Genomic DNA, 18,257 nt, shown 5'->3' with positions numbered 1-18,257 from the left:
AGTCGCCGATGGCATAGGCCCCTTTACGGCGCTTCTTGCCCTCGTGGCTGGCGACCTCCCGGATCTGCACAGTTTGCACCTCTCGGTGATCGATTGCACTTTTTCGACGCTCATACCGACCCGGTTAGGCTTCATGCGCCACGATGCTCTGCGCGCCATTTGCGAACAGCACCCCCGCATCGCGACCGCGTTCTGGCGCTCGACGCTGATCGACGCGGCCATATACAGGGAATGGGTCACCAATGTCGGAAGGCGCGAGGCTTTCACGCGTATGGCTCACATCCTTTGTGAACTGATCTACCGCTTGCGTTCGGTAGGACGCATCAAGGATCACATAGCCGACATTCCGATTACGCAGGCGGCGCTTGGAGATGCGCTGGGTTTNTTCGGTAGGACGCATCAAGGATCACATAGCCGACATTCCGATTACGCAGGCGGCGCTTGGAGATGCGCTGGGTTTGTCCACGGTCCACGTGAACAGAATGCTTCAGGAACTGCGACGGAAGGGCCTCATCGCCACCTTAGGCCCAACGGTACATGCTCTGGATTGGCCAAATCTTGTTCGCGCAGGAGACTTCGAATGCGATGCGAAGGGTTGCCGCCATTCACCGGCCTCGCCGCCAGCGCATAGGCCGAGTTGGGCGCGGAAATCGAAGACATCGGCATCTCCCTCCTCGCGCTGACAACGGCGTGGAAAACGACGGATACGGCCAAATGCCGAACTGGCGCCGAAGTGTCATGGACGACTCATTTAATTGGACAGCAAGGGAACTGCCAGCTTCTCTCCGAGTTAGAAAATGCCCACGACGCGAAACAAGCCAACAAGGAGCACACAGCGATGGCAACCACTAAGAAGGCAAGTGCGAAGACCAAGAGCCTTGAGGATCTGTTCCTCGACGGTCTCAAAGATCTCTACTACGCCGAGAAAAAAATTCTGAAGGCCTTGCCGAAGATGGCCAAGGGCGCGGACGACGGGCAGGTCACCGCAGCCTTCGAAAAGCATCGTGCCGAAACCGAAGCCCAGGTGGAACGGCTTGAGGAGGTTTTCGAAATCCTCGGCGCGGCTGCGCGCGGGAAAACCTGCCCGGCCATCGACGGCATTCTCGAGGAGGGATCCGAAATTCTCGAGGAGTATGAGGGTTCGAAGTCGCTTGACGCCGGGCTCGTCGGCGCCGCGCAGGCTGTCGAGCACTACGAGATCGCGCGCTACGGCACTTTAATTGCGTGGGCTACCTCGCTTGGCAAGGACGATATCGTTGAACTTCTGAGCGCGACCCTCGAGGAAGAGAAAGCTACAGATAAGGCCCTGACGTCTCTGGGCGAAGCCGGCGTGAACGACCGGGCGGCCGAGCTGAAAGCGGCTTGAATTGAGACGGGTTTCAATGGTCCCGGCGCGACCGCCGGGGCCATGTCGTCGTCATTTCGGCCATACTGACAGCAGCGGGCCTTTGCTCCCATAGACTGGATCCTTCCGGGGACGGCCAACCTTGGGAATCGTTTGCAATGCCCGCTCATGTTCCTGGGCTGTCGTGCATTCGTCATAAGTCCCCGATGCCGGATAAGCACCGACCACCAGAAAGTCATCACTCTCGCCGAGGCATTGGTGTCCGGTGCCGGCCGGTAGAACGGCCACGTCGCCAGCCTTCAAGGATAATATCCGGCCCCTTTTGCCGCCGAACCGAACCCTGCCGGTTCCGCGCGCAACCCCAAGCACCTCGTGTATGCGGGAATGGTAATGAACGTAGTGATAGATGCCGTCGCGCCAGCTGTCACGCCAGCCATTCGCCTCGAAAAGCTCTTCCAGCACGGCCGCGAAGTCGAATTGCTCCATCGGCTTCACGGCGCCACGATAGACGACAAATGGCCAGAACGGATGGTTCGGCACGAGGCCATCGTCCTTGAACCGAAATTCGAGCGGTTTCTTCAACCTCACCAGTTCGGCGAGTTCTTGCGTTCTCGGTCGCCCAATACCCGTCGCTAGCTCGGCCGCCTTCTTCACGCTTTCAAGAATACCCACTGCTATCCTCGTTGGATTGTAAGGGCTAGATAGAGCAGTAAGGACGCCGCCGCTCTGGTCTCAACGAATCTCAACTGGCGGCCCCGCATTTTGTTCCTTTTGCCGGATGGCCGTGGTCCGCGCCGCGATGTCAAAGAAACCCTTCGCTTCCGGGAGCGACGATCATCCAGCCTCACGATTGACATGACCCGCAACCTGGGCGGAGAGGTCGAGTTCTATCCAGGCTGGCGCATGATCACTCGGCTTTTCCCAACCTCGCACGTCAGCTTCCACGCCGGCATCACGTAGCCTGTTCGAAAGTGATGGGCTGACGAGGAGATGGTCCATCCGGAGGCCGGAACTCCGATCATAACCGCCCCGGTAGGAGAAGTTCCAATAGGTGTAGATGCCTTTCTCCGGATGGATGCGACGAACGGCATCGATCCAGCCGTTACCAAGCATTTCAGCGTAGGCTTGCCGGCTCTCCGGAAAGTAGACTGCATCGCCTAGCCAACGCCTTGGTACCACGGCATCGATCGGCGTTGGCACGACGTTGTAGTCGCCGCACAGAACGCTCGCGACACCTTCCCTGAGCAGTAGCTTACCGTAGCTGATCAGACGGTCGAACCAGCGGAGCTTATAGTCGAATTTCGGGCCGGGCGCTGGATTGCCGTTGGGCAGATAGAGGCAGCCGACCACAATTCCATCCACCTCGGCCTCGATATACCGACTGTGGGTATCGTCGGGATCGCCTGGCAGGCCGCGTCGACGTTCCACCGGCTCCCTCCCCCGGGCGAGTATGGCCACACCATTGTAGGACTTTTGCCCGTGCCAGATCGCGCCGTAACCGGCGTTCCTGATGGCTTCGGCGGGAAATTTCTCGTCCGAGGTCTTCAATTCCTGGAGGCACACGATGTCGTGGTCGTTCTGACCCAGCCACTTGATGAGCACGGGCAGGCGACCGTTCACGCCGTTCAGGTTGAAGGTTGCGATGCGAATCATCCGAGTTCTCGACAAACTCTTGGAGAGCAAGAAAGACTTGGTTGTTGATCCTCAGTGGTCTTTGTAGGGGCTTGGCGGCCTCGTCACAATCTTTCGCCAGTCATTCCGTAGCGACGTACCGACTCCCGCGCCTGCGCTGGTGACAGATCATGTGTCTCGATAACATGTCTCGCCTCTGCGTCCCCTTTGTGGGACGCGAACTAGCCTTTGCGACCGCTCGGCTCTAGCCGCATGACATCGTGGATCCTCCGGACCCTGCTTAAACTGTCAAGCGTGGGGAAAGTTTCACCCACGTCTTGGGCGTTGGCATCATAGCGCCATATTCCTGCGGACTTGCCCGGCTGATGAACCTTTGGCCCGGCGCCGCGTTCGCATGCAGCGAACTCGGTTGATTTTACGATGACGGACCCCAACGCTCGTCCTGCGCCGCACAAACAGGATGCAATTGGTGCCGAAGTCGGCTTTGCGTACGATCGAATGGCGGTCGAGCGGTTTCAGCAAGCTTTTCCGCGTGCCAGGTGGAGCGACGAGCGCAAGAGCTGGTTCGTGCCCGGTAAGACAGCGGCCCGGCGGATCGACCGCTGGCTGGAGCAAGAGGCGGCATTGCGGGCGCCCCATGACGAGAGCAAGGGACGAGATGCCTTCGCCTTCGACCCGATATCGAGCCGGTATCTGGAAATCGCGGATGACCTGCGCATTCGCACGCCCTATTCCAAGACGGTGGTTAAAGAACTGCATGCTGTCCCGTGGGCGAGTTGGGACGATGAGTTGCGGGCCTGGAGAGTTCCATTCCGCTCATATGAGACGCTCCGGCGTCGATGGCCACACATCGAACAGGCTGCGCAGCACGCCGAACCGGAGGAAAGGAAACGGCGACTTGCGGCAACCAGAAACACGGCAGCCTATAAGGCCGCACAACAGCGGGCTAGTGAACGTAGGCGCCATCGCTATCCGTTGCCACTTCAGGATCTGCCTACTTTGGGCCGCGCCGTCGCAACCATGCAGTACGGGATAGTCGTATTCACTGAAATTTCCGGTGAACTCGTTGAGCTATCTGACGCAGCCACCTTCTATCCCCATGCGATGCCTGCGACAGGTGATTTCGTTTGGGGCAAGTGGCGTTCGGCAACCCTGGCCGAACTTGTGAGCACTTGGCCTGCTCGGTCAGCCGCCGGGCCGAGCGAACGCTTCAGAGGCTGGTGGAGACCAACCCTTGCTGAACTTAGACTTGCTCGTCGAAATGCACGCAGTAGTGAGCGTAGGAGGCGAAGTCACGCGCGTTAGATACCCCGCCCGCATTCGTTTTGTCATTGCTGCATTACTGGCGTCGCCGAGCGTTTACTGACTGCGGCGCTAAACACGCAGCCGCGCTTCGGCCGATATCGGGCGCGCACGAGTAGGGACGCCAAGGGCTCGCTACAGATAATGACCTCCTGCTCGACCGGCGGGGATCGTCGAGATCTTGTCGGCACGACAGGGCCGACGATTGGACAGTGAGGCCCAGGGCCGTCAGGGCTTCTCACGAACAGCAGGGAACCAAAGGCAATCGCAAGTGGTTTACCAATCGAAGGGACCGTAATGGACGCGGAATAATGAAATTTTTGGATCTGGAACTGGCGCGAGCCCGACAGCGACTTAACCGAGAGGAGCTTGCCCTCGAAAATGCCAACGAGATGCTGGATGAAAACTGCGGCGTCGGCATCAATATCGCGCTCTGCAACAGGATACGGGCGGCGCAACGGCGCGTGGTAGAGGCCAGATCGCGGTTGACGAAGATTGATCACGGCAAGGCAAACACAATCCGCACAAGTTGATCCTTGCGGCCTTTAATTGGACGACGACCCGCGGCCGGTCGAACAGGTTGCGGCCATGCCAACGTCTTCCTGGCTTCGGCGACCGCTGTTGCGTACCGCGCATTGACTGCCCATTTCGACGGGTCAAAGGTCAACGATCGCATCGTCGTTTTTGATGTGAAGTCAACTGAGCGGCGAGCCGAACTGGCGCCTAACACCAAGGCCCGCTGCATCGAGGGAGAGCGGCGGGCCGATGCGGAGCCGGGCGACTTAGGGTGTTCCCGCGACGAGATAGCGAGGCTGCTGAAAGTTTTCGCAAAGCACGCAGGACGAAGGAATGCCGCTCTCCGAAATAAGTGTCGCAGTCTTACCGACCTCAGTGCCGCATTCTCTGTCTGAGCCAATTCAGAAATCTGTTGCCACCGATTGTCCGGCGGACTCTTGCAGCAGCCCATTGCCCTGTCATCATACTCCCGACATGACAACTACAGACCACGTCGTGCAATTGCCAGTCGGTCAGTTCGAAGAAGCGCTTTGCTTCCCCATAGGTGTCATCTTTCAGGCCCAACGCACGCAGCACTGAATCCTCGAAAGCCACTGTGATTGGCGAGCCCTCACACCGTACTGCGTCGCGGTCTTTCCGCTTCAGACGTTCGGTGCCGATCAGGGCTCTCAGGCGTCGCTCCGGATGTTCTGCAAGCAGCTCTGCCCAGCGCTCGATGCGCTGTTGCCGGGTCATGATCGGGTAGGTCGACAAGGGTTCCACCTCTGCGATTGTCTGCAGTTGATTTAAGGTTTGATGTTTCATGGTCGTCTCCTGTGGATTGAAGATCCCCTCCCAACAAAAATTATCGCGCCCCGACTCGCTGACAAGCCCGGCAGGCGGTTTCTCGACGGATAATCGGGATTGCCAGTTTGTGCCTGACACTGCGCTGTAAACCGGAACCAGGTTCGCAGAGGCGAGGCCGTGGCAAAACCGATCGTCGAAACCGTGGAATGGCTTGACCGAAAATGAAACCCCGTCACCGAGCACGCAGTTGGTCACAGAGAAGGGAGTCCGCCGCCTTTGGGCTCCGGCCAGATTACAGGACAGGCCGTTTAGACCGCCGGGTGGCATTCAGCCGCAAGGTGAACGGCCGACGCAGGTGCCGGTGAGCATTGCCGCGTCAGCCGCTACGGCATTCTTGTTGAGGATGCAAGAAACCGTAGCAAAGCTTAGCACCTGCTAAAATGGTAGGCAACGAAGCTGCGGCGGCTGAGTGGGCCCGTCGCTCGGCCGAAGCACCTTGGACGCGGGGAAGTCGACGTGGCCGAGCAAGCTCGACCCGTAAAGCATGCCGGCATTGCCATTCTCCGCAAATGACCGCGGCGTGGTTCGGTCGTTTGACCTGACGGTCACTCAAGTTACTAATTTGCCGGGTCCTTGGAGCGATCAGGTCAGGCTCAGACGCTCGCGGCAACAAGCGGCCGGCTAGCCTCAGTACAGTCGTCACCTTGATCGCCGGCCGGCATCATTGCCGACCGCCGTCAGGTGGCCCGGCTCTCGGTCGAATGCGGGCTCCACTGGATCAGACGGGCCTCGGCGATGTCGCGGGTGCGGTTGATGATCAGCACAAAAATCGCGAGGATTATAATGCCGGCGAAGACACCGACCGCATCGAAATTGCCTTCCGCCTGGGCAATCAGACAGCCAAGGCCGGCGGAGGCGCCAAGGTATTCGCCGATGATCACGCCGACCACCGCGAAATCGACCGAGGTGCGCAGCAACGATAGGATCCAGCTGGCCGTGGCCGGGAAGTAGACGTGCGTCAGCAGGCTTGAGCGCTTGGCGCCGAGGGCCGCGCGTTCGCCAGCACCACCGGGTTGACTTCCCGCACGCCCTGCATGGCGTTGAAGAAGGTGATGAAGAACACCAGCGTCACCGATAGCGCCACCTTCGACCACAGCCCGAGGCCGAGCCAGAGCACGAAGATAGGAGCGAGCACCAAGCGGGGTTCAGCGCCTTTATGAACGGATCGAGGATGCACGGCTAAGCCCTAGCCAGACGACGGCTGCCACGCCGAGGGCGGTACGAATGACGTATCCGAGCACCGTCTCGGTGAGCGTGATCGACACGTGCCCTGGTCGGAGAGGACAGCCGAGTTGTTCTTTTTTGAACTTTCCCCCGCCCTCAATATCGAGACGCGGGTATGCCTCGCCCTGCACGCAGGTCAAATGCAGTGCGCTCGTGGAAAGGCTGGCCCAATGTTTCAACTAGAAGCGTCTGTCCGCTTCGATGTGGCGTTGACCGTCCGATAGCTGATTTCGCCTTTCCATCAATGTCTGCAGCGAACTCTCTCCAAGAAATTCGAGAGCGTTCGCGCGAGCGCGGTTAAGCCGGCTTTTCACCGTGCCCACCGCGCAGCCGCATATCTCGGCTGTCTCCTCATAACTGACGCCCAGAACGCCTATCAGCATCAAGACTTCGCGTTGGTGTTCAGGCAGCCTCTGGATGGCGCCATGAACCTCCTTGCTTTGTACAGTCCATTCCTGCGTCGCTTCCGAAACCGGCCTCGAGGAAGCGCAGTCAAGCAGGCCAGGCGCTTCCCTCGCAGCAAACTTGACGTGGGTGTAGTAGGTGTTGCGCATGATCGTGAAGAGCCAGGACTTCATGCGCGTGCCGGGCTCGAACTTGTCCATGTTCGCGAGACCCTTCGTCAGCGTCTCCTGCACCAGGTCGTCGGCATCGTCGGGAATGCGGCAGAAGGTCCGCGCGAAAGCTCGCAGGGCAGGTATCAGGTCAACGATGCAAACTTCACTGGTTTTCTGGTCGGCCAAATCGCAGCCTCCCGATTACAACGATCCAGCTCCCAGACGAAAGAGTGTTGAACGACCTAGCTAAATGCATGGGAGTTTATATCGTTCCGCGCGTTGATACTCCCACTGGCGGTCACGCTCCCGCAGTCATCCGCGAAACGTCGCTCCGGCTCTGCGGGGCCATTGCCGTGAGGCGATCAAGATCGCGCTGCTCCGCAGCACGCCTACCATCGTCATCCACGAGCAAGTCTTTCGCCAACTGCTTTCGACGCCAAGCAGAACCTAATCGACACCGCTCAACTGCGCGCTATTCGATGACGGCAGTAAGCTCGGCGAGGCTGTCATCGTATCCAACACGACCAACAAGCGGCTTGCACGCTGGACGCTCTTCAAGGGCTTGCTCGTTTGTTGAGCCTGTCCAGCGCTCTCGCCGCCTCGAGGTTCGCTGGCGCCGTCAGGTAGCGCCGCATCGTCACCATGTGCGGCTGGCCTCTTGATGGCAGCATTCGCGGTTGTGGTGCTGGTGCTGCCGGCGAGGCCTAGCGGCACACATGGCCGAAAATGGTTTGACACAGAATACGGCCGGATGGATTGAGATGGGAAGGGCATCCGGCCAGCGCAATAAAGGTTGGCTCCGGCGTGATTTCCTCGAACACGCTGACGACGCGGTCCTGCTGCTTTCAGCGATGCTGTTCAACGAAAGTTCTACAGGCGGGTGACAACTGCCCCATCTTGCTTTGAAGATCACATTTGCCAATCGGCGTCGTTGGGCAAACCGATTTGTAATCGCGGTTGCATGCCTTGCCTTGGAAAGATTTGAAAGTTTTTACTTGCTTTGGGCTGGTTCCGCTCGCTGGAACCAGGCCGGAACCAGTGTCCGTCGCGCCATCCTTGCCACCCTTGCCGCCNGCCCCCTCTCGCAGAGGCAATGCCAGAAATGGCGGCGCATGCGACAGTTGCGCCCATCAGGGAAAGCAGTGCACGACGTGATGTAGACATTGTCGAAACCTCCCTTTTACTTTCCAATTAACTAAATTAGCATAGATGAATATAGATTCATATTCGGGGTTCGATCGAAATTCGCCGAAGCGTCCCGCGCGCCTGGCGCCCCACCTATTGGCAGCGCTGCCCCTGACAGGTGCCGACCTTCGCCAGCGCCTTCACCTGCGGCCGAAAGTCGGCTTCGAAACACGCCTGGTGCGTGCTTCGTCTTGGCCTCGATAGTCGGGCACGAAGGTGAAGAACACCGGCCGGCGATCGCGACCATCTGCCTTGCAATCCGAACAGACAAAGAACCCGACCAGATCCCAGTGCATTGAGCCATGATCTGGGCCGAGCCGATCGATCAGCGCCTGGATGTCGAGCTGGGTCGATTTGCAACACGCGGGATGGCCGCAAGTGATGCGGACCGTTTCGCGGGCGGCCAAGGTGTCGGCGAGGGTCTTCTGGAACATGGCGATCTCCGTTGAAGGGTCGCCGCAACGAAAGAATTATATTCCTTGATGTAACTAGGTGGCAAGAGGCGCGACTGAATATTAGCAGTCTTTTTGACTAGGCCATCGGCCGCCCCAGAATCGGTTCTATGGCTCGCGGGATCAAGGACGGAGTGGCGATCATGGCGACCGTGCGGTGGCGGGTCACGGAGGATCGGGTCAGCGTCTCGATCCCAACCGAACGCCTACAATTTCCGGCATTCGATCACCAAGGCGAAGAAAGGCCAGCCGATCGAGTTGATCGGCGACGTCACCAGGATAGACGAGGACAAGTGACTGTGAACCTTGGCGGCCCCGCTACGGTCGATGCGGACACTGTGCGGCTGGTGCAAAGCGCCGTTCCGCCGAAGCGAAGGAAGGCATTATTGACCGCCCAGATTGACGACGCAAAACAGCCCGCCCCGAGCCCTTTTGCCCCGGTGGGCCCAAGACGGTCTGCGGGAGCTCGGAGGTGCTTCCCGCTTCAAAACTTCAGAAGCGTACGCATCCGGTGAAGACCGCAGACGTGCGTATCCGGCGGCCATGAGCACCTGAGCACCGCGGTGCTGGGGTCAAGCTTTCGATGGGGAGACGCGATGATATTCTTCGAGAAGGAGTTTGACCTCCTCGATGCCTTCATCGGCGAAGGCCAAGATCCCGTCGTCATCGTTGGCGCCGTACACCCAGATGACGCCGTCCTCGGGCTCGAGACCGAGGGTCAGGTCCTGGATGAGCGCTTCGCTGACGCCGAGGTCCCTGGCGACACGGTCGACGGTATAGACGTGATGCACCTTATTGCGCTGCATGATCAGGCCGCCGCTGGTTGGGTCCGCAGTTGTGCGGATCTCCAATTCCACGGCAGCAAATCATCGATCCGATGAGCTGGGTGGGCTGCGATGCGCGCCAGGATATCGGCGAGCCAGGCCTGCGGGTCGATATCGTTCATCTTGGCGCTGACGATCAGGCTGTAGAGAACGGCAGCGCGCTGTCCGCCGCGATCGGAACCGCAGAACAGCCAGGACTTTCTGCCGAGAGCGATGCCGCGCAGGGCTCGCTCGGCTGCATTGTTGGATAGGCAGATCCGCCCATCGTCGAGGAACCGGGTGAAGGATGACCAGCGGCGCAGCATGTAGTTGAAGGCCTTGGTCAGATCATGTCCGCGCGAGAGCTTGTCGCGCGTCTCGATCATCCAGCGCTCGAGCTCGGTGACCAGCGGCACGCTCCGCTCCTGGCGCACGGCGTGGCGTTGGCCTGGCGACAGACCGTTGATCGCGCGCTCGATATCGAACAGGGCATCGATGCGCTTCACGGCTTCCACCGCTAGCGGATAGACCAGGTTGGGCTTCTCGCCGTGCGCCTTCTTGCGCGCCGCCGCTTCGACATCGGCCAGCTCGAACACTTTGCGCCGGCTGTGGGCCCAGCAGCTGGCTTCCAGAATAGGCGCCGGCTGACGGGCCGCCGCATAGAGATCGCCATAACCGCCATAGGCATCGGCCTGCAGAATGCCGCTCCAGCCGGCGAGATGCGCCGCGGGATGTTCGCCTCGGCGATCGCGGGAATAATAGAACACCGCCGCCGGCGGATCGACACCGCCGAATGGTCGGTCATCACGCACATAGGTCCATAATCGGCCGGTATCGGTCTTGCCCTTGGCCAGGACCGGCACCGTCGTATCGTCGCCGTGCAGACGTGACGCGGCCAGCACATGGGCTTCGAGTCGCTTGAACAGCGGCATCAGCGCCGCAGCGCCGGCGCCGACCTGATCGGCGAGCGTCGACAGGCTGAACGGCACGCCTTCGCGGGCATAGCGTTCAGCCTGGCGGTTAAGCGGCTGATGCTGGCCGAACTTCTCGAACAGGATCATCGCCAGCAGGCCGGGACCGGCCCAGCCGCGTGGGGTGGCGTGGAACGGCGCCGGAGCCTGGCTGATCGCTTCGCAGTCGCGGCAGGTGAACTTCTCCCGCACGTGCTGGATCACTTTCCATTGCCGCGGCACCACCTCCAGGGTCTCGGTGATATCCTCACCCAGCCTGCGCAGCCGATGGCCGCCGCAGCAATGGCAAGCGGTCGGCGCCGGCTCGACCACGCGTTCGCGCGGCAGATGCTCGGGAAATGGCTGGCGCGCCGGCCGCTTGCGCACATAAGGCGCCACCTCGGTGGTGCGGCCTGCGGCCTGTTCGGCGGCGATCTCGTCTTCCGTTGCCGTGCTCTCGAGTTCCTCGAAGGTGAGTTCCATCTGGTCGTGCAGACGGGCTGAGCGTTCAGAACTCTGACCATGCAGCGCCCGCTGCAGCTTCCGGATCGTCAGATCCTGATGTGCGATCAGCGCCGCATCATCCGATGCCTTGGCCCTGGCGACCGCCAGTTCGGCCTCGACCAGCGCAGCGCGTGCGGCCTCGTCTTCGGCCCTGGCCAGCGCCGCGGTCAGCGCTGCTCTCAGCGCGCCGATATCGTCCGGAACAGCATCCAGGGCGGTGGCAACCATGCTCTGAAGTGAATCATAAAACGCGTCCGCTGACTCGCAAAAAATGGCGCAAACGCAAAGAAAAACTCAGCCCGCGCGCTGCGGGCGGAACGTGTGAAGCGGGTTGCGCCAATCGATCCCGTCGAGCATGTAGGCGAGCTGCGCCGGTGATATGGAAACCGTGCCGTTCGCCGGCGACGGCCATAGGAACCGGCCCTTCTCGAGTCGTTTTGCATACAGCGACATGCCGAGCCCATCATGCCAGATAATCTTGATCAGATTGCCGCTGCGGCCGCGGAAGACATAAAGATCGCCGGCATGCGGATCCCGGCCCAACGTCTCCTGAACCTGCAGAGCGAGGCCTTGCATTCCGCGACGCATATCGGTCCGGCCGACCGCCAACCAGATCCGCACCTGGCTCGGAACCGGGATCATGAAACGCCCAGCGCCTTCACCATCGCCGCCGCCAGTGTCGGCGGTGTAGTCAACGGAATCCGCAGCCGCACCTTGCCGGCGATCTCCAGCTCGATCACCGCTGGTGGCGCCGCCGGCACCGAAGCGGCGACAGGCTCATCGGGAGCCACGACAACTTCGGCAAAGCCAGTCTCGCGGGCTCTCATCGTGCGGCGCCACTTGTAGATCAGGCTGGTCGCGACATCGTACTGGCGCGCTACCGCCGCCACTGTGGCCCCGGGCGCGAATGCCGCAGCCAGTATCCGGCACTGATCTTCTTCACTCCAACGACGACGACGCTCCGGCCCGGTCAATAATGTCACATGGCTCATGCTGTGCTGCTAACTTCGCTCGTAAGGACGACCTTAAGAGCGCAGCCTCGCTACCGTGCCATGCTCGCGCAAGGCGGCCCTCGCCGGAGGCGTACNCGTAAGGACGACCTTAAGAGCGCAGCCTCGCTACCGTGCCATGCTCGCGCAAGGCGGCCCTCGCCGGAGGCGTACGGATTATCAGCTCCTGCGACAAATCCCGGGCATCGGACCGATCAAGGCATTGACCGTCATTGCCGAAGCCGGCGATCTTCGCCGCTTAGGTCATCATCGCCAGTTTCTAAAGTTCTGCGGGCTGGACCTCTCGACACAGAAGTCCGGTCAATATGGAGGCCAGACCCGCCTTTGCAACCCAGTCTCCCCGGTTCGGTCCGAATGGACAACCTCCCGAAAACTCACAGCAAGCACACGACCCATTCAATAGCATTCCTAAGCATACTGACCAGGGCGACCACGACCCCCCTAATCACAGCGGTGAGCTCGCAGGCGGGGTCGATGAACACTATTGATTGGCCGAGCTTGAGCGGCATCTCTATCACATTGATAGCCTATTAGGCTGGTCCGGCGTTTGATCGGACCCATGATCCATCCGAGCAGCTTGTGAGGGATGCAGCCGAACCAGGCGCTGCTCCCACAGTCTTCGCAGGTCCTCCATCAGAGCTTCATGCTCAGCCTGATCCGGCGCAATTATATTGAGGTGATCGCTTAACACGGCTTCGCCCTCAATCCGCATCAGCAGATTAAACAGGTCGTTTGAAATTCGCACACTGTCAATGCTGGAGTGGTTCGGAATAATCTCGCAGACAGTCTCCTGATGATCTCGCGCTGTGTAAGCACGGGTTTGATGGAGGGAGACTGAGGGAGGCAATGAAATCGCAAGCGCAGTCCAATCCTGCAGCGTTGCAGCCCGTTTTTTTACCAGGAAGGGCCCGACCACAAGTCCATCCAGCTCTGTCGTCAAAAATGTGGCAATCGCGTCTGCAACCGTATCCACGATCGGTTCAGCATTGTTGTTAAAGGACGTATTGAGCAGAATTGGAGTGCCTGTCCGCTTCTTGAACGCATTGATGACCTCCCAGTAAGCGGGGTTGGCATCGCGCGATACTGTTTGCAGCCGAGCCGTACCGTCGACGTGCGTAATGGCACCCAACAAGGCGCGCTTTGAGTCACGCACGCGAACGACGAAATTCATGAATGGAAATTCGTGCTTACCGTCCGGGAGGTCGAAAAATTCGCTCGCATCCTCTTCCAGCACAGATGGTGCGAAAGGCCTATAGCCTTCGCGCTTCTTGACCATGGCATTGATCCGGTCCTTGTTTGCAGCGGGCCGAGGGTCGGCAAGAATGCTGCGGTTGCCCAGCGCACGTGGCCCAAACTCCGAACGACCCTGCACCCAGCCGATCACGGCGCCGTTGGTGATCCAGTGGGCTGCACTGCTCGCTACGTCATAAGAGCGTTCAACCTCGAGATGTCCGGACCATGCATTCAGTTCCTGTTCCACGGCGCGGTCGCTCCCGAGATCAGGACCCCAATAGACCTCCTGCAGTCGCTCACGCGGCGCGGGGCGGCCCATCTCGTTAGAGACTATCAGCGCAGCTCCCAATGCGCAGCCAGCGTCGTGAGACGCGGGTTGCACGAAGATGTCTTCGAAAAGCCCTGAATACAGCAGCTTGCCGTTCATCGTGCAGTTGTGGGCTACCCCTCCCGCCAGACACAACCGCTTCATGCCGGTGGCCTCACGGTGGTGCCGGAGAATGTGGAACACGATCCGCTCAAGCGCTTCCTGCAGTGACGCACTCACATCTCGATGCTGCTGGGTGAAAGGCATTCCCTTTCGCCTGATCTCTATGTTGCGGAGCAACGCCGGACCGATGCGGTCGAGGTGAACACGGTAGCCACCGTTGGCGGAGAGCTCGTAGAACTGCTCGAAGAGCTCGCGATAGGGAGCGGGGTCGCCATAGGGCGCGAGTCCCATTACCTTATACTCGTCGAACATGCCGTAGCCGAGACAGCGGATCGTCTCGAGATAAAACAGCCCAAGAGAATTGTCCTCCGGGAAAGCCTCGATTTGCGTAATTTCTGTGCCAGACCCTACCGCCACAAGGCCCGACAGGAAATCACCACAGCCATCAATCGCTAGAATGAGACTTTGTTCGAAGCCCGACATTGCAAAGGCGCTCACGGCGTGCGCCTGATGATGACCTACGAATGAAATACGCGAACTGTCCAACTTAGTGCCGAACTCACGCGCTAACAGGTTCTGCACCAACATTTTAGCATCCAACGGAGTGGAGAGAATGTCCGGTTGGGAAGCGGACATACCCTCAAGCATGGCGTTGGCATAGGTCTCGCTGGCGTAGACCGCGACACGATCAATGTCGCTGAGCTGAACCCCGGCCGTCGAAAGACAGTATTGAATCGAACCACTTGGCAGCTTGTTCGAGTGCTTGATTCGATTGAGGCGTTCCTCTTCTACGGCGGCTATCACCTTTCCGTCTCGGACGAGCACCGCGGCGCCATCGTGCATAAAGGCGTTCGGACGCTCGAATCGGTTTTCATGGACTTGGTCAAGTCCGCCGCTGATTCCTAGACACAGCATTTCTTTCTCCAAATAGTAACGGGGAAGCCAAATTGGCCTACCTCGACTGTTTCCAACTAAATAGGCCGTGTTGTCGCCTGCAGCTGCGACCGCCCGTCAGGCATCAGCGGCATCGAAGAAAGCCTCATAAACGATCAATGAGATGCTTCGACTGTGACACCTACGGTGCCATCACGCCGAGAGCTTGGCTGGATCATCCAATCCTGAGCGGCTGCTGACATGTATCCGGCGCTGTCGTTTTCATCGGCAGAACCAACTTGCGATGCCGCCTGTTCTTGGGAAGGGCGGCCGTCGACGAATAACAGTACCGCCCCCGTGAACTGGCCCGATTTCATTCTCCGAAGCGACCATGGTCGCACCGCCCGACATTGTCGGCCAGTTGCAACTCACTTTCTCGGCACGACCTCCACTGCACGTCAGGGCGCATCGAAGATTTTCTCCTTTGGATTATTCCTAAGGCAGCTTTCGTCACGCGATAGAGCAGCGTGTGATTGGTGCGTGAGGCTCTTTTTTTGTCCATGCACGATTCCGGAAGAGTGATGAAATCGATTGTTTTGATCAAAGTCATCCACGCTATGAATAGTAGCCGCAGCACATGCGTTTCAAAGCGCTTCAGGCTTCCCGGATGGCTACTCCGATGTGAAGCGCATGGCATTCCAAGCGCTCTGTCAACCAAACGATGAGTATCGGCGTCGACCCTCATTGCCTTCGTCTTCGCGACTCCGTGACAGCGGCTGGCATTGTGTTTGTAGGGCATCGGGCGAAGATCATGTCGATCGGCCATCTCGCCTGCCTATCGGCAAACCCTTGAACAATGATCCACGCACCAGCGCGATTGTGATCACGAGCGCCTCTGAGCTCGGGAGGTTCGGTTTTCTGAGGGTTCCTGGGTCTCCGAAGCGATGGAGGTAGCCAGCCTTCCTGGTGCTATACGGTTGTGCTCTTCATGGAGTGGACGCATTTGCGTCTCGAAAGCGGTTCTTCAGTGGAACCGGCGCCAAGGCCCGTCTGTGGTCGTTCAGAACACGCGGTGCCGTCTCCAAACCGGATATTGGAGCGGGCAGCCGCCGGAATTTGACCCATGGAGATGAGCGCCTGTCAGGAGGCGTTCGAAAACGGCGCGATCTTCATCGCGGCTGTTTCATGGTGTCATTCCTGACATGTTCTTTATAATCGGCAGCTTGCGGATAGTCTTGCCCGTCGCCGCCCGTAGCGCGTTGGCGACGGCCGGGCCGATCGGCGGCACACCTGGCTCACCAACTCCCGTGGGCGGCTCCTCGGACGGCACAATGTGCACCTCGACTCGCGGCATCTGCTCGATCCTGAGCGGTGTATAGGTATCGTAGTTCTCTTGGTCTACGACACCGCCCTTCAGGGTCAGCTCCTCCTGGAGGATCGCGCCTAGCCCGAAGCCGATACCGCCCTCCATCTGAGCGCGAATCTGGTCAGGATTTATCGCGGTGCCGCAATCTACCGCGCAGACGACGCGGTCGACCTTGAAACCATTTTCATCGTTGAGGGTGATCTCCACCACATCGGCGACATAGGTCGAGAGGCTTTCATGCAGGGCCACGCCGCGGAAACGGCCTTCCGGCAGAGGCTTGTCCCAGCCTGCCTTCTCAGCAGCCACTTTAAGCACGGCGGCATGCCGTGGATGGTGACCGAGCATTGACAAGCGGAAGTCGACCGGATCACGGTTCGCAGCGGCGGCGAGCTCATCGATCAGGGTTTCCACCGCGTAAGCGGTGTGGGTGGAGCCTACCGAACGCCACCACAGCACTGGGATGTTCACGTCCGTGGTGGTCAGCTCGACCTTCAGGTTCGGGATCGCATAGGGCAGGTTGGTGGCGCCCTCTACGGAGGTTGGATCGATGCCGTTCTTGATCATCGCCGCAGAGGTCGAACCGCCCAAGACCGATTGGCCCACGATGTGGTCATGGAGAGCGACGACATTGCCTTTCTTGTCGAGCCCCGCCTTGACTGCGTGCACATAGGCCGGCCGGTACCGCCCACCCCGCATGTCATTCTCGCGGGTCCACTGCACCTTCACTGGCTTGCCGCGTCCCAGTGCACGCGCTGTGGAAACAGCTTCGATAATGACATCTGCATCCAAGACCGCGCGGCGGCCGAAACTGCCGCCGGTCTTCATCACGTGCAGCCTCACCTTGTCCGGCGTGGTGCCGCCTACCTGAGCGGCAGCCGCCTGATAAAGGTCGGGCATCTGGTGTCCGCCCCAGACGTCGATGGTGCCGTCTTCGTTGATTCGGGCGGCGGCGTTGAGTGGCTCGATCGAAGCATGGACAAGATAGGGGAATTCGTAGTGCCCCTCGATGATTTTCTCAGCACTGGCGAACGCTGCGGGAGTGTTACCGTCGTCGCGCGCGGTGGCCGCGCCCAGATCGTCTGCTGCCTTGTTGTATTCGGCCATGATCTCGGCCGTGCCGCGCCCTTCGGCCTTCTCCTCGTTCCAGGTCACCTCCACGAGGTCGCGGCCCTTGAGCGCCGTCCAGGTGTCCCTGCCAACCACGGCAATGCCTCGCGGCGTCTGGACGACATCGACAATGCCGTCGAGTGCCTTGGCCTTGGTTGCGTCGAAGCTCTCGATCTCGGCGCCGAACTTCGGCGGATGGATCATAACGGCCGTCTGGAGTCCCTCCATCATGAGGTCGATCGTGTAGGTCTGCGCGCCGTTGGTCTTGCCGGCGGAATCGTAGCGCTTGAGGCTGTCCGATCCGATCTGGGCCCACTTGTCGCGCGGCTTTAGCGGCACGTCGTCGGGAACCGGCATTCCCGCTGCGGCTTCAGCCAGGTCACCGTAGCGCGCCTGCATGCCTGAGGCGTGCGACACGACCCCGGAAGCGACTTTGATCTCGCCGGCTGGCACATCCCACCGCTGCGCCGCGGCCGCCACCAGCAAGGCCCGTGCGGCAGCACCCGCCTTGCGGTAGCGTTCCCACGACGAACTCATCGACGTGGAGCCACCAGTTGCCTGTGCGGCCCCGCCCCAGGCGAGATTGCCGTAGAGCGCGGTATTGCCATATCCGCCGACCACGTCCACCTGCGCCCAGTCGCCGTCGAGCTCTTCCATAACCAGGGTGGCGATGCCGAAATAGGAGCCTTGTCCCATCTCGAACTGCGAGGAGTAGATGATGATTCGGTTCCCCTTTGTGATCTCGACATAGGTCTGGAAGGGGTTCGCCTGAACCTTTGCAGTAGTCGTTTGTGCGATGTCGGACGCCGCCAGCACTAGCCGGTAGCCCACGGCGAGGCCAGCGGTGGTGACGCCCGCGCCGACGAGGAACCGGCGGCGCGTGGGCCGCACGGAGTTATGCTTCGAGAGAAACTGCGACATG

Annotated in this window: 14 protein-coding genes and 3 pseudogenes; 5 read left to right on the top strand and 12 right to left on the bottom strand. The window is 60.0% G+C overall.

Annotation, left to right across the window (positions count from 1 at the left end):
- Window positions 1-386: 386 nt before the first annotated feature.
- Window positions 387-581: pseudogene (locus X744_RS1000000173505) on the top strand (helix-turn-helix domain-containing protein); the annotation flags it as partial.
- Between the two features lie 257 nt (window positions 582-838).
- The gene (locus X744_RS160370) at window positions 839-1,366 is read left to right on the top strand and encodes a ferritin-like domain-containing protein (protein ID WP_023758467.1); all 528 of its coding nucleotides are present in this window, start codon (window positions 839-841) and stop codon (window positions 1,364-1,366) included.
- Between the two features lie 51 nt (window positions 1,367-1,417).
- Here X744_RS160370 and X744_RS160375 read toward each other — a convergent pair whose 3' ends face one another.
- Both X744_RS160375 and xth read right to left on the bottom strand, forming a co-directional pair.
- The gene (locus X744_RS160375) at window positions 1,418-1,999 is read right to left on the bottom strand and encodes a cupin domain-containing protein (RefSeq protein ID WP_348626153.1); all 582 of its coding nucleotides are present in this window, start codon (window positions 1,997-1,999) and stop codon (window positions 1,418-1,420) included.
- A gap of 180 nt (window positions 2,000-2,179) precedes the next feature.
- Window positions 2,180-2,998 carry an exodeoxyribonuclease III gene (gene xth / locus X744_RS160380; RefSeq protein WP_050589500.1) on the bottom strand — a complete coding sequence of 273 codons (819 nt, stop codon included), beginning with the start codon at window positions 2,996-2,998 and terminating at the stop codon, window positions 2,180-2,182.
- Window positions 2,999-3,397: 399 nt separating this feature from the next.
- On the opposite strand from xth, the gene X744_RS160385 reads away from it, so the two are divergent.
- Window positions 3,398-4,282 (top strand): hypothetical protein, encoded by an 885-nt coding sequence (locus X744_RS160385; RefSeq protein ID WP_023758464.1) that lies wholly within the window; start codon window positions 3,398-3,400, stop codon window positions 4,280-4,282.
- Between the two features lie 308 nt (window positions 4,283-4,590).
- Window positions 4,591-4,812, top strand: a complete 222-nt coding sequence (locus X744_RS0136390; protein ID WP_031259901.1) for a hypothetical protein — start codon at window positions 4,591-4,593, stop codon at window positions 4,810-4,812.
- 355 nt (window positions 4,813-5,167) lie between these two features.
- On the opposite strand, the gene X744_RS160390 is transcribed toward X744_RS0136390, so the two are convergent.
- From X744_RS160390 to X744_RS160420, 8 genes and pseudogenes are all read right to left on the bottom strand, one after another.
- Window positions 5,168-5,599, bottom strand: a complete 432-nt coding sequence (locus X744_RS160390) for a hypothetical protein (protein WP_023758462.1) — start codon at window positions 5,597-5,599, stop codon at window positions 5,168-5,170.
- 719 nt (window positions 5,600-6,318) lie between these two features.
- Window positions 6,319-6,909, bottom strand: a pseudogene (locus tag X744_RS01000000169465) (ABC transporter permease); the annotation flags it as partial.
- A gap of 135 nt (window positions 6,910-7,044) precedes the next feature.
- The gene (locus X744_RS160395) at window positions 7,045-7,608 is read right to left on the bottom strand and encodes a sigma-70 family RNA polymerase sigma factor (protein ID WP_023758459.1); all 564 of its coding nucleotides are present in this window, start codon (window positions 7,606-7,608) and stop codon (window positions 7,045-7,047) included.
- 1,139 nt (window positions 7,609-8,747) lie between these two features.
- The gene (locus X744_RS160400; protein WP_023758458.1) at window positions 8,748-9,041 is read right to left on the bottom strand and encodes a hypothetical protein; all 294 of its coding nucleotides are present in this window, start codon (window positions 9,039-9,041) and stop codon (window positions 8,748-8,750) included.
- A gap of 590 nt (window positions 9,042-9,631) precedes the next feature.
- Entirely contained in the window at window positions 9,632-9,865 is a 234-nt protein-coding gene (locus X744_RS160405) for a hypothetical protein (protein WP_023758457.1), read from the bottom strand.
- 2 nt (window positions 9,866-9,867) lie between these two features.
- Entirely contained in the window at window positions 9,868-11,544 is a 1,677-nt protein-coding gene (locus X744_RS160410) for an IS66 family transposase (protein WP_023758456.1), read from the bottom strand.
- A gap of 66 nt (window positions 11,545-11,610) precedes the next feature.
- Window positions 11,611-11,925 carry an IS66 family insertion sequence element accessory protein TnpB gene (tnpB, locus tag X744_RS160415; protein WP_245266518.1) on the bottom strand — a complete coding sequence of 105 codons (315 nt, stop codon included), beginning with the start codon at window positions 11,923-11,925 and terminating at the stop codon, window positions 11,611-11,613.
- Window positions 11,926-11,954: 29 nt separating this feature from the next.
- Window positions 11,955-12,308: a transposase gene (locus tag X744_RS160420; protein WP_023758454.1), complete on the bottom strand. Its 354-nt coding sequence runs from the start codon at window positions 12,306-12,308 to the stop codon at window positions 11,955-11,957.
- Between the two features lie 169 nt (window positions 12,309-12,477).
- Between X744_RS160420 and X744_RS1000000171765 the strand changes: the two are divergent.
- A pseudogene (locus X744_RS1000000171765) lies at window positions 12,478-12,651 on the top strand (IS110 family transposase); the annotation flags it as partial.
- Between the two features lie 189 nt (window positions 12,652-12,840).
- Here the strand turns inward: X744_RS1000000171765 and X744_RS160425 are convergent.
- Window positions 12,841-14,904, bottom strand: coding sequence for a carbamoyltransferase (locus tag X744_RS160425; RefSeq protein WP_023758452.1), 2,064 nt, complete (start codon window positions 14,902-14,904; stop codon window positions 12,841-12,843).
- Between the two features lie 1,141 nt (window positions 14,905-16,045).
- Window positions 16,046-18,256 (bottom strand): xanthine dehydrogenase family protein molybdopterin-binding subunit, encoded by a 2,211-nt coding sequence (locus X744_RS160430; RefSeq protein WP_023758451.1) that lies wholly within the window; start codon window positions 18,254-18,256, stop codon window positions 16,046-16,048.
- Window position 18,257 lies beyond the last annotated feature (1 nt).

It is taken from the genome of Mesorhizobium sp. LNHC252B00 (assembly GCF_000502955.1).
In the GTDB taxonomy this organism is placed as follows: Bacteria; Pseudomonadota; Alphaproteobacteria; order Rhizobiales; family Rhizobiaceae; genus Mesorhizobium.
Note: the sequence above shows the minus strand (reverse complement) of the source record. Positions and strands in the feature narration are given on the sequence as shown.

Excerpts from the sequence above, each read along its gene's own strand:
- X744_RS160390 (WP_023758462.1), bottom strand. The coding sequence starts at position 5,599 with ATGAAACATCAAACCTTAAATCAACTGCAGACAATCGCAGAGGTGGAA.
- X744_RS160370 (WP_023758467.1), top strand. The coding sequence starts at position 839 with ATGGCAACCACTAAGAAGGCAAGTGCGAAGACCAAGAGCCTTGAGGAT.
- X744_RS160385 (WP_023758464.1), top strand. The coding sequence starts at position 3,398 with ATGACGGACCCCAACGCTCGTCCTGCGCCGCACAAACAGGATGCAATT.
- X744_RS160430 (WP_023758451.1), bottom strand. The coding sequence starts at position 18,256 with ATGTCGCAGTTTCTCTCGAAGCATAACTCCGTGCGGCCCACGCGCCGC.
- X744_RS160425 (WP_023758452.1), bottom strand. The coding sequence starts at position 14,904 with ATGCTGTGTCTAGGAATCAGCGGCGGACTTGACCAAGTCCATGAAAAC.
- X744_RS160420 (WP_023758454.1), bottom strand. The coding sequence starts at position 12,308 with ATGAGCCATGTGACATTATTGACCGGGCCGGAGCGTCGTCGTCGTTGG.
- X744_RS0136390 (WP_031259901.1), top strand. The coding sequence starts at position 4,591 with ATGAAATTTTTGGATCTGGAACTGGCGCGAGCCCGACAGCGACTTAAC.
- X744_RS160410 (WP_023758456.1), bottom strand. The coding sequence starts at position 11,544 with ATGGTTGCCACCGCCCTGGATGCTGTTCCGGACGATATCGGCGCGCTG.
- xth (WP_050589500.1), bottom strand. The coding sequence starts at position 2,998 with ATGATTCGCATCGCAACCTTCAACCTGAACGGCGTGAACGGTCGCCTG.
- X744_RS160400 (WP_023758458.1), bottom strand. The coding sequence starts at position 9,041 with ATGTTCCAGAAGACCCTCGCCGACACCTTGGCCGCCCGCGAAACGGTC.
- X744_RS160405 (WP_023758457.1), bottom strand. The coding sequence starts at position 9,865 with ATGCAGCGCAATAAGGTGCATCACGTCTATACCGTCGACCGTGTCGCC.